Genomic DNA, 13730 nt, shown 5'->3' on the forward strand with positions numbered 1-13730 from the left:
CGGCGCCCTTCCCTTTCACTTCGACTGTTTTTCGAAGGACGCTGCAATGAGCACTCCGAACAAGACCGAACGGGCGCTGGTCGTCCTGTCCGGTGGTCAGGATTCGACCACCTGCCTTTACTGGGCGATCCAGCGCTTCGGCCGCGACGCGGTCGAGGCCGTCACCTTCGACTACGGCCAGCGCCACCGCGTCGAACTTACCGCCGCGCGCCACATCGCCCGGATGGCCGGCGTCAGGCAGACCGTGCTGCCGATCGACACCTTCGGCGCGATGGGCGGCAACGCGCTGACCGCCGCCGACATCGAGCCCGAACAGGGCGCCCGCGACGACGCCGACACCGCGCTGCCGAACACCTTCGTGCCGGGCCGCAACCTCGTGTTCCTGACCTTCGCCGCCGCGCTGGCGTGGCAGAAGGGCATGGAGCACGTCGTCACCGGCGTCGCGCAGACCGACTACTCGGGCTACCCCGACTGCCGCGAAAACACCCTCAAGGCGCTCGAACTGGCGATCCGCCTCGGCATGGACAGCCGCGTGCAACTGCACGCCCCGCTGATGTTCATGAGCAAGGCCAAGACGGTGAAGCTCGCCCAGCAGGTCGGCGCGATGGAAGCGCTCGCCTTCAGCCACACCTGCTACAACGGCGCGGTGCCGCCGTGCGGCGTGTGCGCATCGTGCGAGCTGCGCGCCAAGGGCTTTCTCGAAGCCGGCGTGGCCGACCCGCTGGTCGTGCGCACCGGCGCCGGAGCGTAAACGATGCGCACCCTCCACCTCGCGACGCGCGGCTTCGAGGCCGCGCGCACCCTGCCTGGCGTCGGCCGCCACGGCCACAGCTTTTTCGTCACCGCCGAGAGCCGCGTCGCCGACCACGCCGAATTGCGCGCGCACTTGACCGAGGCGTGCGCGCCCTTGCACTACCGCGACCTGTCGGCGATGCTCGCCGACGCCGGCGACGCCGCGCTCGCCCGCCACCTGGCCGCCACGCTGTCCGAGCTCGGCCAACCTTGCGCGCTCACGCTGCGCTCGGCGCCCGAGCGCGGCGTCGAGCTGGCCGAGGACGGCACGCTGCACCACTGGTTCGCCACCGGCTTCGAGGCGGCGCACCAGCTGCCGCATGTGCCGCCCGGCCACCAGTGCGGCCGCCTGCACGGCCACGGCTTCAAGGTGCGCCTCGTCGCCGCCGAGGACGTCGGCGACATCGTCGACGCCTGGCAGCCGCAGTTCGACGTGCTGCAGCACAAATACCTGAACGAGATCGCCGGGCTGGAAAATCCGACCAGCGAGGTGCTGGCCGACTGGTTGTGGCAAAGGTTGGCCGAGCCGCTGCCGGGGCTTTGCAAGGTCGAGGTGTTCGAGACGCACACCGCCGGCAGCCGCCGCGACGCGCAGGGCCTGACGATCTGGAAGGAGCAGCGCTTCGAGGCGGCCGTGCCGTTCGACGCGGCCGGCAACTACACCGGCCACAGCTACCTCGTGCGCCTGTACCTGTCCGGCGCCATCGACGAGTTCAGCGGCTGGCTGCGCGACTTCGGCGAGGTCAAATCGCTGTTCAAGCCGCTCTACAAGCAGCTCGACCACAATCCGCTCGACGCGCTGCCCGGCGTTGCGCGCACCGACTGCGCGGGCATCGCCGCGTGGATTGCCGCGCGGCTGTCGCCGCTGTTGCCCGAGCTGTCCGGCGTCGACCTGTTCGAGAACCCGCACGAGGGCGCCCGGCTGATCCTGAGGGACGCGCGATGAGCTACACCGTCAAGGAAATCTTCTACACGCTGCAAGGCGAAGGCGGCCAGGCCGGCCGCCCGGCGGTGTTCTGCCGCTTCGCCGGCTGCAATCTGTGGAGCGGCCGCGAGCAGGACCGCGCCGCCGCCGTCTGCCGCTTCTGCGACACTGACTTCGTCGGCACCGGCCCGGACGGCGGCAAGTTCGCCGACGCCGACGCGTTGGCCGAGCGGATCGCGGCCGAATGGCGCGGCGTCGGCGGCAAGCCCTACGTCGTCTGCACCGGCGGCGAGCCGCTGCTGCAGCTGGACGCTCCGCTGATCGACGCGCTACACGCTCGCGGCTTCGAGGTCGCGGTCGAGACCAACGGCACCATCGCCGCGCCGGCCGGCATCGACTGGATCTGCGTCAGCCCCAAGGGCACCGCGCCGCTGGTGCAGACCTCGGGCCACGAGCTGAAGCTCGTCTACCCGCAAACCGACGCGCCCGCGCCGGACGCGTTGGCCGAACTCGACTTCGAACACTTCTACCTGCAGCCGCTCGACGACCTCAACCAGCGCGCCAACACCGAGGCGGCGATCGCCTACTGCCTCGCGCACCCGCAGTGGAAGCTGTCACTGCAGACGCACAAGCTGACCGGCATCCGCTGACGCGCCGGGAGCGATGCAAAAACCCTCGTCATGACGACGAGGGTTTTGTTTTTGCGCGCCGGCGTGCGGCGCTTCACACAAACTTGCAAACCGCTCGTTTCGCCAACAATTGCGCGCTTTGGCCGGCGTGCACCGCCTCTTAAGCTCGGATCAGGAGCCCGAACGGCTCCGCCGCACAAGGAGGACACCATGAAACGTCAGATCGGCCTCGCGCTGGCGGCGATCGCGCTGGGCGGCAGCCTCGCCGGCTGCGTCGTCGTGCCGCGCCACCATTACCACGAGCGGCGCACCGTCGTCGTCGCGCCGGAGCGCTACCCGCACGGCGACCGCTACGACCGTCGCCCCGACCGGCGCGACCGCGACTACCGCTACGAGCGGCGCGACCGCTGGTAGACGGTCAAACAAAACCCCCGCGCGCTGCGGGGGTTTTTCGCGCCAGGTGTGCCGGCTCAGCGGAACACCAGCTGCCCGCCCTCGGCGTCGACGGTGACGGTCGCCTTCGGCGGATACTTGCCGGCGAGGATCGCGCGCGCGAGCGGGTTCTCGATCTCGCTCTGGATCGCGCGCTTGAGCGGGCGCGCGCCGTACACCGGGTCGAAGCCGGCCTGCGCCAGCTCGTCGAGCGCCGCCTCGCTGATCGCGAAGCCGAGCTCCATCTTGGCCAGCCGCGCCTCGAGACGCGCCAGCTGGATGCGAGCGATCGACTTGATGTGCTTGTCGTCGAGCGCGTGGAACACCACCACCTCGTCGATGCGGTTGACGAACTCGGGACGGAACTGCGCCTTGACCTCGGCCATCACCGCCAGCTTGATCACCTGGTAGTCGTCGGTTTCCATGGTCTGGATCGCCTGGCTGCCGACGTTCGAGGTCATCACCACCACGGTATTCTTGAAGTCGACCGTGCGGCCCTGGCCGTCGGTCAGCCGGCCGTCGTCGAGCACCTGCAGCAGGATGTTGAACACGTCCGGGTGCGCCTTCTCGATCTCGTCCAGGAGGATCACGCTGTACGGCTTGCGGCGCACCTGCTCGGTCAACTGACCGCCCTCCTCGTAGCCGACGTAGCCGGGCGGCGCGCCGATCAGCCGCGCGACCGAGTGCTTTTCCATGTATTCGGACATGTCGATGCGCACCAGGTGCTCTTCCGAATCGAACAGGAAGTTCGCCAGCGTCTTGCACAGCTCGGTCTTGCCGACGCCGGTCGGGCCGAGGAACAGGAAGGAGCCGTACGGCTTGTTCGGGTCGGAGAGGCCCGAGCGACTGCGCCGGATCGCGTCGGCGACCACGCGCACCGCCTCGTCCTGGCCGACCACGCGCTGGTGCAGCACGTCTTCCATGTGCAAGAGCTTGTCGCGCTCGCCCTGCAGCATCTTGGACACCGGGATGCCGGTCGCGCGGCTGACCACCTCGGCGATCTCCTCGGCGCCGACCTGGGTGCGCAACAGCCGCATCGGCGTCTTGCCGCCCTCGCCCGCCTCGGCCGCCTTCAATTGCGCCTCGAGCGCCGGCAGCTTGCCGTACTGCAGCTCGGCCAACTTCTGCCAGTCGCCGCGCCGCTTGAGCTCCTCCATCTCGACCTTCAGCCGCTCGACCTCCTCGCGGATGCTCTGGCTGCCCATCACGCTGGCCTTCTCGGCCTTCCAGATCTCGTCGAGGTCGGCGTACTCGCGCGCGAGCTTGGCGATTTCCTCCTCGATCAGCGCGAAGCGCTTCTGCGACGCCTCGTCGGTTTCCTTGCGGACCGCCTCGCGCTCGATCTTGAGCTGGATCAGCCGGCGGTCGAGCCTGTCCATCGCCTCCGGCTTGGAGTCGAGCTCCATCTTGATGCGGCTGGCGGCCTCGTCGATCAGGTCGATCGCCTTATCCGGCAGGAAGCGGTCGGTGATGTAGCGGTGGCTCAACTCGGCCGCCGCGACGATCGCCGGGTCGGTAATGTCGACGCCGTGGTGCACCTCGTACTTTTCCTGCAGGCCGCGCAGGATGGCGATGGTGTCCTCGACGCTGGGCTCGTCGACCAGCACCTTCTGGAAGCGGCGCTCGAGCGCGGCGTCCTTCTCGATGTACTTGCGGTACTCGTCGAGCGTGGTCGCGCCGATGCAGTGCAGCTCGCCGCGCGCCAGCGCCGGCTTGAGCATGTTGCCGGCGTCCATCGCGCCCTCGGCGCGGCCGGCGCCGACCATGGTGTGGATCTCGTCGATGAAGATGATGGTGCTGCCCTCGTCGCGCGCCAGTTCGCTCAGCACCGCCTTCAGCCGCTCTTCGAACTCGCCGCGGTACTTGGCGCCGGCGAGCAGCGCCGCCAGGTCGAGCACCAGCAGCCGCTTGTGCTTCAGCGATTCGGGCACCTCGCCGTTGACGATGCGCTGCGCGAGGCCCTCGACGATGGCGGTCTTGCCGACGCCCGGTTCGCCGATCAGCACCGGGTTGTTCTTGGTGCGACGCTGCAGCACCTGGATCGCGCGGCGGATCTCGTCGTCGCGGCCGATCACCGGGTCGAGCTTGCCGGCGCGCGCGCGCTCGGTCAGGTCGAGCGTGTACTTCTTCAGCGCCTCGCGCTGGCCCTCGGCGTCGGCGCTCTGCACGCCCTCGCCGCCGCGCACCGCGTCGATCGCGGCCTTGACCGCCGCCGCGCCGCCGCCGTTCTCGCGCAAGAGCCGCGCCGCCTCGCCCTTGTCCTCGCTCAGCGCCAGCAGGAACAGCTCGCTGGCGATGAAGGCGTCGCCGCGCTTCATCGCGGCCTTGTCGGTCAGGTTCAGCAGGTTGCCCAGCTCGCGCGACACAGTGATCTCGCCGCCGGTGCCCTGCACCTTCGGCAGACGGTCGATCGCGCCTTTCAAGGCCGCCTTGAGGCCGGCAAGGTTCACGCCGGCGCGCGCCAGAAGGCTGGCGACGCCGCCGTCGGCGTCGTCGAGCATCGCCAGCAGCAGGTGCTGCGGCTCGATGTAGGCGTTGTCGTTCGCGAGCGCCAGGCTCTGCGCGTCGGCCAGCGCCTGCTGGAATTTGGTGGTCAGTTTGTCGAAACGCATGACATCCTCCTCGTATCGGGTTAATCCCTATCTTGGGCGAGGATTTAGCGATTTCAAGGGCCGGGGTCTAGCCTGAAACTGAGACCCTGACGGATGACGACGATGACCGCAGCAAGGGTGAAACTGGTCGAGGTCGGACCGCGCGACGGCCTGCAGAACGAGCCGGCACGGCTGACGGTGGCCGAGCGTTGCGCGCTGATCGAAAGGTTGGCCGAGGCCGGCTTCAGCAGCATCGAGGCCGGCGCCTTCGTCTCGCCCGACAAGGTGCCGCAGATGGCCGACACCGCCGCCGTGCTCGCCGGGCTTAAGCTGGACAGCCCGATCGGCTACCCGGTGCTGGTGCCGAACGAGCGCGGGCTCGACGCGGCGCTGGCCGCCGGCGCGCGCGAGATCGCGGTGTTCGCGGCGGCGAGCGACACCTTCAGCCAGCGGAACATCGGCGCCGACGTCGACGCGAGCCTCAAGCGCTACGAGGCGGTGGTGCGCCGCGCGCTCGACGCCGGCCTTTTGGTGCGCGGCTACGTCTCCTGCGTCGCCGGCTGCCCGTACGAAGGGCCGATCGCGCCCGAGCGCGTCGAGGAGGTCGCCGGCGCGCTGTGGGAGATGGGCTGCGACGAGATCTCGCTCGGCGACACCATTGGCGTCGCCACGCCCAACACCGTGCTGGCGATGCTCGACGCGGTCGCCGACCGCGTGCCGGTCGCGCAGCTGGCCGGCCACTTCCACGACACCTACGGCATGGCCTCGGCCAACGTCTACGCCGCCTGGCGCGCCGGGGTGATGACATTCGACTGCTCGGTTGCCGGCCTCGGCGGCTGCCCGTATGCTCGGGGGGCCACCGGCAACGTCGCCAGCGAGGACCTGGTCTGGCTGTTCAAGGGCCTCGGCGTCGAGACCGGCGTCGACCTGGCCCGCCTCGTCGAGGTCGCGCACTGGATCTCGCAACGACTGGGCCGCGCGCCGGCCTCGCGCGTCGCGCACGCGCTCGCGCCGCACTGAGCCCCGACCACGCCGTTTCGCGCCGCCCAGCCCCGGCGCCGCCCCGCAAGGAGACCGCATGCAAGCCGCCGCGCCCCAACCGCTCTGGCAGCCGTCACCCGGCCGCGTCGCCGCCAGCCATCTGGCCGCCTTCACCCGCCTCGCCGAAAGCGTCACGCAAGGCCATTTCCCCGACTACGACAGCCTGTGGCGCTTCAGCATCGCCGACCCCGGCGCGTTCTGGTCGCTGGTCTGGGACTACACCGGCGTGATCGGCGACAAGGGGAGCGTCGCCTTTGAAGCGGGCGACAGCCTGCGCGGCGCGCGCTTCTTCCCCGACGCGCGCCTCAACTACGCCGAGAACCTGCTGCGCCGCAACGACGACGCGCCGGCGCTGCACTTTCGCGGCGAGGCCGACATCCGCCGCAGCGTGAGCGCGCGCGCCCTGAACCAGCTCGTCTCCCGGCTGCAACAGGCGATGACGGGCGCCGGCGTCAAGCCCGGCGACCGCGTCGCCGGCTTCATGCCCAACCTGCCCGAGACGATCGCCGCGATGCTCGCCGCCGCCAGCCTCGGCGCGGTCTGGACCTCGTGCTCGCCCGACTTCGGCGTCGACGGCGCGCTCGACCGCTTCGGCCAGACCGAACCGAAGCTCTTGTTCGTGCCGGACGGCTACCTGTACAACGGCAAGCGCATCGACGTCTCCGACAAGCTCGCCGCCATCGCCCGCGGCCTGCCGTCGCTGTCGCGCCTGATCGTCGTCGACTACCTCGGCGACGCGGCGGCGCTGGCGGCGCGGCTGCCGAACGGCGTCGCGCTCGACGCGTGGCTCGCGCCGTTCGAGCCGGCGCCGCTCGCCTTCGAGCGCGTGCCGTTCCGCCACCCGCTGTTCATCCTTTATTCGAGCGGCACCACCGGCAAACCCAAGTGCATCGTGCACGGCCACGGCGGCACGCTGTTGCAGCACCTGAAGGAGCACCAGCTGCACGCCGACCTGCACGAAGGCGATACGCTGTTCTACTTCACCACCTGCGGCTGGATGATGTGGAACTGGCTGGCCAGCGGCCTCGCCAGCGGCGCGACGCTGATGCTGTACGACGGCTCGCCGTTCGCCGATGGCGGCCGCGCGCTGTGGGACTACGCCGAGGAGGCCGGCTGCAGCCACTTCGGCACCTCGGCCAAGTACCTCGACGCGCTGCGCAAGTCGGGGTTGGAGCCGGGCCGCGAGTGGCCGCTCGCCCACCTGCGCGCGCTGTTCTCGACCGGCTCGCCGCTGGTCGCCGAAAGCTTCGAATGGGTGTACCGGCATATCAAGGCCGACCTGAACCTCGCGTCGATCTCGGGCGGCACCGACATCGTGTCGTGCTTCGCGCTCGGCAACGCCTGCCTGCCGGTCTACGCCGGCGAGCTGCAGTGCCGCGGCCTGGGCATGGCGGTCGACGTCTACGACGAGCACGGCCGGCCTGTCGTCGGCGAGAAGGGCGAGCTGGTGTGCACCCGCCCCTTCCCGTCGATGCCGGTCGGCTTCTGGCGCGACCCGGACGGCGAGAAATACCGCAAGGCCTACTTCAACCGCTTTCCCGGCGTCTGGTGCCACGGCGACTGGGCCGAGCTCACCGGGCGCGGCGGCCTCGTCATCTACGGTCGCTCCGACGCGGTGCTCAACCCCGGCGGCGTGCGCATCGGCACCGCCGAGATCTACCGCCAGGTCGAGGCTTTCGACGAGATCGTCGAGGCGCTGGCGGTCGGCCAGCGCTGGCAGGACGACGAGCGCGTCGTGCTGTTCGTCCGCTTGGCCGAGGGCGCCAGGCTCGACGCCGACCTGATCGCGCGGCTGAAGGCGAAAATCCGCGACGGCGCGAGCCCCCGCCATGTACCGGCCAGGATCGTCGCGGTCGCCGACCTCCCGCGCACCGTATCGGGCAAGATCGTCGAACTGGCGGTGAAGAACGTCATTCACGGCGAACCGGTCAGCAACGTGTCGGCGCTGGCCAATCCCGAGGCGCTCAAGCTGTTCGAGAATCTGCCGGCGCTCGCCCGCTGACGGAAACCCGGCGCGATCTTTCGCATATGCGACAAAAAAAGTCGCACCCACGACAACACGGGCGATCCCCGACGGTGGCCGCGCGCCAAGCTCACTATCATGCAGCCCACGGAAGGGCGGGGGCCGATCCGCCGCCCTTCCCCACCCTCCATGCCCGTGCCGCCGCGCCCCGGCCCACCCGGCCGGGCGCGGCGCCGCACGGCGTGGCGCGCGCCCGCACCGATCGTGCGGCCGCCCCTCCCAGACCGGTCGCCAAACCGGCCATGCAATACCAACCGCGCATCAAGGAGCTACATGGAATTCCTGCATGAATTCGTCAACTGGGCCAACGGCCTCCTGTGGGGCAATGTGCTGATCTACCTGCTGATCGGCGCCGGCCTCTACTTCACCGCCCGCACCGGCCTCGCGCAGCTGCGCCTGCTGCCGCAGGGCTTCCGCCAGATGATGGGCGGCCGCGCCCACCAGAGCGCGCGCGACATTTCGCCGTTCCAGGCCTTCGCCACCGGCCTCGCCAGCCGCGTCGGCACCGGCAACATCGCCGGCGTCGCGATCGCGATCGCGGTCGGCGGCCCCGGCGCGGTGTTCTGGATGTGGATGACCGCCCTCTTGGGCATGGCCAGCGCCTTCGCCGAGTCGACGCTCGCGCAGCTGTTCAAGGTCAGCCACGGCGACAACACCTTCCGCGGCGGCCCGGCCTACTACATCCAGCAGGGCCTCGGCCAACGCTGGCTCGGCGTCGCCTTCGCGCTGTGCCTGATCCTCGCCTTCGGCCTGGTGTTCAACGCGGTGCAGGCGAATTCGATCGCCGCCGCGACCGAAGGCGCCTGGGGCTGGGACAAGACCGCCGTCGGCGTCGCGCTGGTGATTTTGTCCGCGCCGATCATCTTCGGCGGCGTGCGCTCGGTGGCCCGCGTCGCCGAGTGGATGGTGCCGGTGATGGCGCTGATGTATATCGCGCTGACGGTCTACATCGTCGCGGTCCACCTGACCGACCTGCCCGGCGTGATCGCGCTGATCGTCCGTAGCGCCTTCGGCCTCGAGCAGGCCGCCGGCGGCGCAGCCGGCTACGCCGTCAGCCAGGCGATGATGCTCGGCATCAAGCGCGGCCTGTTCTCGAACGAGGCCGGCATGGGCTCGGCGCCGAACGCGGCGGCGACCGCCACCACCCGCCACCCGGCGACCCAGGGCGTGCTGCAGATGTTCGGCGTGTTCGTCGACACCATCGTCATCTGCACCTGCACCGCGGCGATCATCCTGCTGTCCGACGTGCACGGCACCGGTCTGAGCGGCGTGCAGCTGACGCAGAAGGCGATCGAATCGCAGGTCGGCGGCTGGGGCGGCGAGTTCCTCGCGGTGGCGATGTTCCTGTTCGCCTACTCGTCGATCATCGGCAACTACGCGTACGCCGAGGGCAACGTCGAGTTCATCAAGAAGCACCCGACGGTGCTGCTGGTGTTCCGGCTGATGGTGCTCGGCATGGTGTTCTTCGGCTCGGTCGGCAGCCTGCCGCTGGTGTGGGACATGGCGGACCTGTCGATGGGCCTGATGGCGCTGATCAACCTCGCCGCCATCGTGCTGCTGTCCAAGTACGTGTTCATCGTGCAGAAGGACTTCGAACGCCAGCTCAAGGCCGGCGTCAAGGAGCCGGTGTTCGACGTCAAGGCCTACCCGGAACTGCTGGCCAAGCTGAAGCCGGGCGCCTGGAAGTAACACGCCCGCCCGAAAAGCACGACGCCCCGCGGATCGCGGGGCGTTTTTGTTGTGCCGGCCGCCTCAGCGCGGCAGCCGGCCGAGCAGCACGTAGCGCTCGTCCTTGTCGCGCGGCCGCCCGCCCTGCCAGACCACCTGCCAGCCGGGTTCGGCCAGAGCCTGGCGCCGGCTGCGGATCGCCAGCCGCCAGTCGCACGGCGGCTCGGCGCCGCGCGCGAACGGCGTCAGCTCCAGACCGCCGTAGTAGCGCCACGACAGCCGCGCCAGCCGGTTGTTCTCCTCGGTCGCGATGCAGGCGGCGCGCGCCTCGGCAGGCAACGCCGCCGTCATCCGCTCGACCACCGGCCGGTAGCTCTTGGCGGCGTCCAGCCACGGCAGCCACAGCGTCAGCGCCAGCCCCCAGAACAGCGTGATGCCGGCCGCCCAGTTGGTCACCGCCTGCCGCCCGCGCAGGTGGCGGCGCGTGACCGCCCACAGCCAGACGGCGGTCGCCCCGAGCGCGGCCGCCACCGCCGGCCACGACACCTGCGGCTGGTAGTAGGGGCTGAAGTAGGCGGCGCGCTCGGCCAACTTGGCCGGCCAGCCGAAGTTCATCGCCGCCCAGCCGGCCCAGATCAGCAGGCCGAAGAAGCCGAAGGTCATCAGGCCGAACCAGTTGAGGAAAGCCGCCGCGCCGCGCTTGAGCGTATCGAGCTCGACCGCCGCCAGCGTCGCCATCGGCAGCAGCAGCGGCAGGGCGTAGGTCGCGTGCTGGCGGTCCGACAGCGTCAACAGGATCAGCGTCACCGCGAAGCACAACAGCGGCAGCTGCAGCACCGGTTCGTCGAAGCGCCGGCTGCGGTACAGCGTCCAGGCCGCCAGCGGCCAGGCCGGCCAGGTGTACCAGATCACCAGCTTCGGGTAGTAGCCGAACTCGTGGAAGAAGCCGACACGGCCGAAGCCGTTGAGCGGGCCGAGCGCCTTGCCGTGCCACCATTGCGCGAACGCGCCCGGCTCGGCCTGCGCGAACAGCCACGGCCACAGCGCCGAGGCCGGCAAGGCCAGCGCGAGCGCCAGCGCGAGCGTGAGCGCGTAGCCCTTGTTGCGCCAGGCCGAGAAGGCCGGCAGCATCAGCGCCGTCATCGCCAGCAGCGCGACTTCGAGCAGGCTGGTCGACAGGAAGGTGACCACCAGCGCGGCCGCGAGCAGCGCCCCGGCGAGCCCGGGCGCGCGCGGCGACAGCGCGAGCGCGTAGAAGGCAATCGAAAAGCCGGCGAAGCCGGCCACCGCCGGCGTCATCTGGTGGCCGGTGGCCAGCAGGCCGAGGCAGCCGATCAGGATCAGCACCACGCTGCGGCCGTGGCGACGGCCGATCAGCTCGCGCCCGGCCATGCCGGCGAAGGTCAGCCCGATCGCCATGAACAGCGGCGTCGCCAGCCGCGCCGCGTCGTGCAGCGGCAACAGCCACGGCGAAAAAACGCGCGCGAACGCGGCGGCGACCCAGTAATACAGCGGCGGCGCGTCGAGGTAGGGCTGGCCGTTCACCGTCGGCGTCAGCCAGTCGCCGCTGCCGAGCATGTGCGCGACGACCGCGTGGACGAAGGGCTCGTCCGGCTTCCACGGGTCGTGGCCGAGGATGCCCGGCCACAGCCAGACGAAGGTCAGCAACAGGAGGAGCCACGGTTTTTCGGTCGGCTGCGGCAGGCCGGCGCGGTCGGGAGAGAAAGTCAGCATGTCGATATGATAACCGCGCGCCCCGCGCGCGGCGCACGCGGCAAACGATGGCAACAAAAAAGGCAGCCGAGGCTGCCTTTTGCGTAGCGGTTCGAGCGGATCAACGCTTGAAGAAGCCGCCGAATTTCTGGTTGAACTTGTCGACGCGGCCGGCGGTGTCGACGATCTTCTGCTTGCCGGTGTAGAACGGGTGGCACTCGGAGCACACTTCCACGTGGAAGGCTTCTTTGCCCATGGTCGACTTGGTGACGAACTTGTTGCCGCAGGAGCAGGTCACGTTGACGTCGATATAGTTCGGGTGGATACCAGCTTTCATCGCTTTTCCTTATGCAAACGGGCACAGGGGTTTTGCCTGTGCTACTGAAACGCGCCATTATCCGCCCAAGCCCGCCGCTTGGCAAGCCGGGCGCGGGCCCGTCCCGCCCGCCCTTACGCGCGGCGCCAGGTGGTGCCCTGCGGACCGTCCTCGAGCACGACGCCGGCGGCGGTCAATTCGTCGCGGATGCGGTCCGATTCGGCCCAGTTCTTCGCGGCGCGCGCCGCGCGGCGCGCGGCGATCAGCGCCTCGATCGCGTCGGCCGACAGTTCGCCCTCGACGCTGCCGCCCTGCAGGAATTCGACCGGGTCGCGCTGCAACAGGCCGAGCACGGCGCCCAGCGACTTCAACAGGCCCGCCTGAGCGGCCGAGCCGCTCCTGTTCGCCTCGCCGGCCAATTCGAACAGCACCGCCATCGCCTCGACGGTGTTGAAGTCGTCGTCCATCGCCGCCTTGAAGCGCGCCGCGTGCGGCTCGGCCCAGTCGATCGCGACGTCGGCAGGCTGGGTGGTCTTGAGCGCGGTGTAGAGGCGGGTCAGCGAATGCTTGGCGTCGTCCAGGTGCGCGTCGGAGTAGTTCAGCGGGCTGCGGTAGTGCGCGCGCAGGATGAAGAAGCGCACCACCTCGGCGTCGTACTTCTGCAGCACTTCGCGGATGGTGAAGAAGTTGCCGAGCGACTTGGACATCTTCTCGTTGTCGACGCGGATGAAGCCGTTGTGCAGCCAGTAGTTGACGAAGCCGTGGCCGTGCGCGCCCTCGGACTGGGCGATCTCGTTCTCGTGGTGCGGGAACTGCAGGTCGGCGCCGCCGCCGTGGATGTCGAAGTGCTCGCCCAGCAGTTTCTCGCTCATCACCGAGCACTCGATGTGCCAGCCCGGACGGCCCTCGCCCCACGGGCTCGGCCAGCTCGGCTCGCCCGGCTTGGCGGCCTTCCACAGCACGAAGTCGAGCGGGTCGCGCTTGTTGGGGTCAACGTCGACGCGCTCGCCGGCGCGCAGGTCCTCGAGGCTCTTGCCCGACAGCTTGCCGTAGCCGTCGAACTCGCGCACCGCGTAGTAGACGTCGCCGTTGGACGCCGGGTAGGCCTTGCCGTTGGCGATCAGCCGCTCGATCATCGCGATCATGCCCGGCACGTGCTCGGTCGCGCGCGGCTCGTGGTCGGGACGGACGATGCCGAGCGCGTCGCTGTCCTCGTTCATCGCGTCGATGAAGCGCTGCGTCAATGCGCCGATCGACTCGCCGTTCTCGGCGGCGCGGCGGATGATCTTGTCGTCGATGTCGGTGATGTTGCGCACGTAGGTCAGGTCGTAGCCCGACGCGCGCAGCCAGCGCGCGACCATGTCGAACACCACCATCACCCGCGCGTGCCCGAGGTGACAGTAGTCGTAGACCGTCATGCCGCATACGTACATGCGCGCCTTGCCGGCTTCGATCGGTTGGAAGACTTCTTTCTGTCGGGACAGGGTGTTGAACAGGGTCAGCATCGGTGCGGTCGCCATTCGGGGGACTGGAAAACGTTGCAGTGTAACACGGCGCCCGGCGTCGGCCGGCGCGCCCGGAAAACAGGCTCGGCCAACCT

The 13730-nt window shown here is 69.6% G+C and carries 11 protein-coding genes; 7 read left to right on the top strand and 4 right to left on the bottom strand.

Annotated features, from left to right (window positions below; genetic code table 11):
* Window positions 1-46 precede the first annotated feature (46 nt).
* The 4 genes from queC (at window position 47) to EV683_RS05015 (ending at window position 2760) form a co-directional block, all read left to right on the top strand.
* Window positions 47-751 (top strand): 7-cyano-7-deazaguanine synthase QueC, encoded by a 705-nt coding sequence (queC, locus tag EV683_RS05000; RefSeq protein ID WP_131862054.1) that lies wholly within the window; start codon window positions 47-49, stop codon window positions 749-751.
* A gap of 3 nt (window positions 752-754) precedes the next feature.
* Window positions 755-1738: a 6-pyruvoyl trahydropterin synthase family protein gene (locus tag EV683_RS14820; RefSeq protein WP_131862055.1), complete on the top strand. Its 984-nt coding sequence runs from the start codon at window positions 755-757 to the stop codon at window positions 1736-1738.
* Window positions 1735-2367, top strand: coding sequence for a 7-carboxy-7-deazaguanine synthase (gene queE, locus EV683_RS05010; protein ID WP_131862056.1), 633 nt, complete (start codon window positions 1735-1737; stop codon window positions 2365-2367). Before EV683_RS14820 ends, queE begins: the two co-directional genes overlap by 4 nt.
* 189 nt (window positions 2368-2556) lie before the next feature.
* Entirely contained in the window at window positions 2557-2760 is a 204-nt protein-coding gene (locus tag EV683_RS05015; RefSeq protein ID WP_131862057.1) for a hypothetical protein, read from the top strand.
* Window positions 2761-2816: 56 nt separating this feature from the next.
* Here the strand turns inward: EV683_RS05015 and clpB are convergent, their stop codons facing one another.
* A complete protein-coding gene (gene clpB / locus EV683_RS05020; RefSeq protein WP_066610529.1) occupies window positions 2817-5390 on the bottom strand; it encodes an ATP-dependent chaperone ClpB in 2574 nt (857 codons plus the stop codon).
* A gap of 102 nt (window positions 5391-5492) precedes the next feature.
* Here clpB and EV683_RS05025 point away from each other — a divergent pair, with 102 nt between their 5' ends.
* The 3 genes from EV683_RS05025 (at window position 5493) to EV683_RS05035 (ending at window position 10122) form a co-directional block, all read left to right on the top strand.
* The gene (locus EV683_RS05025) at window positions 5493-6389 is read left to right on the top strand and encodes a hydroxymethylglutaryl-CoA lyase (RefSeq protein WP_066610663.1); all 897 of its coding nucleotides are present in this window, start codon (window positions 5493-5495) and stop codon (window positions 6387-6389) included.
* 58 nt (window positions 6390-6447) lie between these two features.
* Window positions 6448-8412, top strand: coding sequence for an acetoacetate--CoA ligase (locus EV683_RS05030; protein ID WP_131862058.1), 1965 nt, complete (start codon window positions 6448-6450; stop codon window positions 8410-8412).
* Window positions 8413-8706: 294 nt separating this feature from the next.
* A complete protein-coding gene (locus EV683_RS05035) occupies window positions 8707-10122 on the top strand; it encodes an alanine/glycine:cation symporter family protein (RefSeq protein WP_066610533.1) in 1416 nt (471 codons plus the stop codon).
* Between the two features lie 63 nt (window positions 10123-10185).
* Here the strand turns inward: EV683_RS05035 and EV683_RS05040 are convergent, their stop codons facing one another.
* The 3 genes from EV683_RS05040 to cysS all read right to left on the bottom strand — a co-directional run bounded on the left by EV683_RS05040 (window position 10186) and on the right by cysS (window position 13635).
* Window positions 10186-11835 carry an ArnT family glycosyltransferase gene (locus EV683_RS05040; protein ID WP_131862059.1) on the bottom strand — a complete coding sequence of 550 codons (1650 nt, stop codon included), beginning with the start codon at window positions 11833-11835 and terminating at the stop codon, window positions 10186-10188.
* A 100-nt stretch (window positions 11836-11935) separates the two neighbouring features.
* Complete coding sequence (gene rpmE / locus EV683_RS05045; RefSeq protein WP_066610537.1) at window positions 11936-12151, bottom strand: 50S ribosomal protein L31; 216 nt, start codon at window positions 12149-12151, stop codon at window positions 11936-11938.
* A gap of 113 nt (window positions 12152-12264) precedes the next feature.
* Window positions 12265-13635 carry a cysteine--tRNA ligase gene (gene cysS / locus EV683_RS05050; protein WP_066610540.1) on the bottom strand — a complete coding sequence of 457 codons (1371 nt, stop codon included), beginning with the start codon at window positions 13633-13635 and terminating at the stop codon, window positions 12265-12267.
* Window positions 13636-13730 lie beyond the last annotated feature (95 nt).

Origin of the sequence: Crenobacter luteus (assembly GCF_004345725.1) — a bacterium.
Lineage (GTDB): Bacteria > Pseudomonadota > Gammaproteobacteria > Burkholderiales > Chromobacteriaceae > Crenobacter > Crenobacter luteus.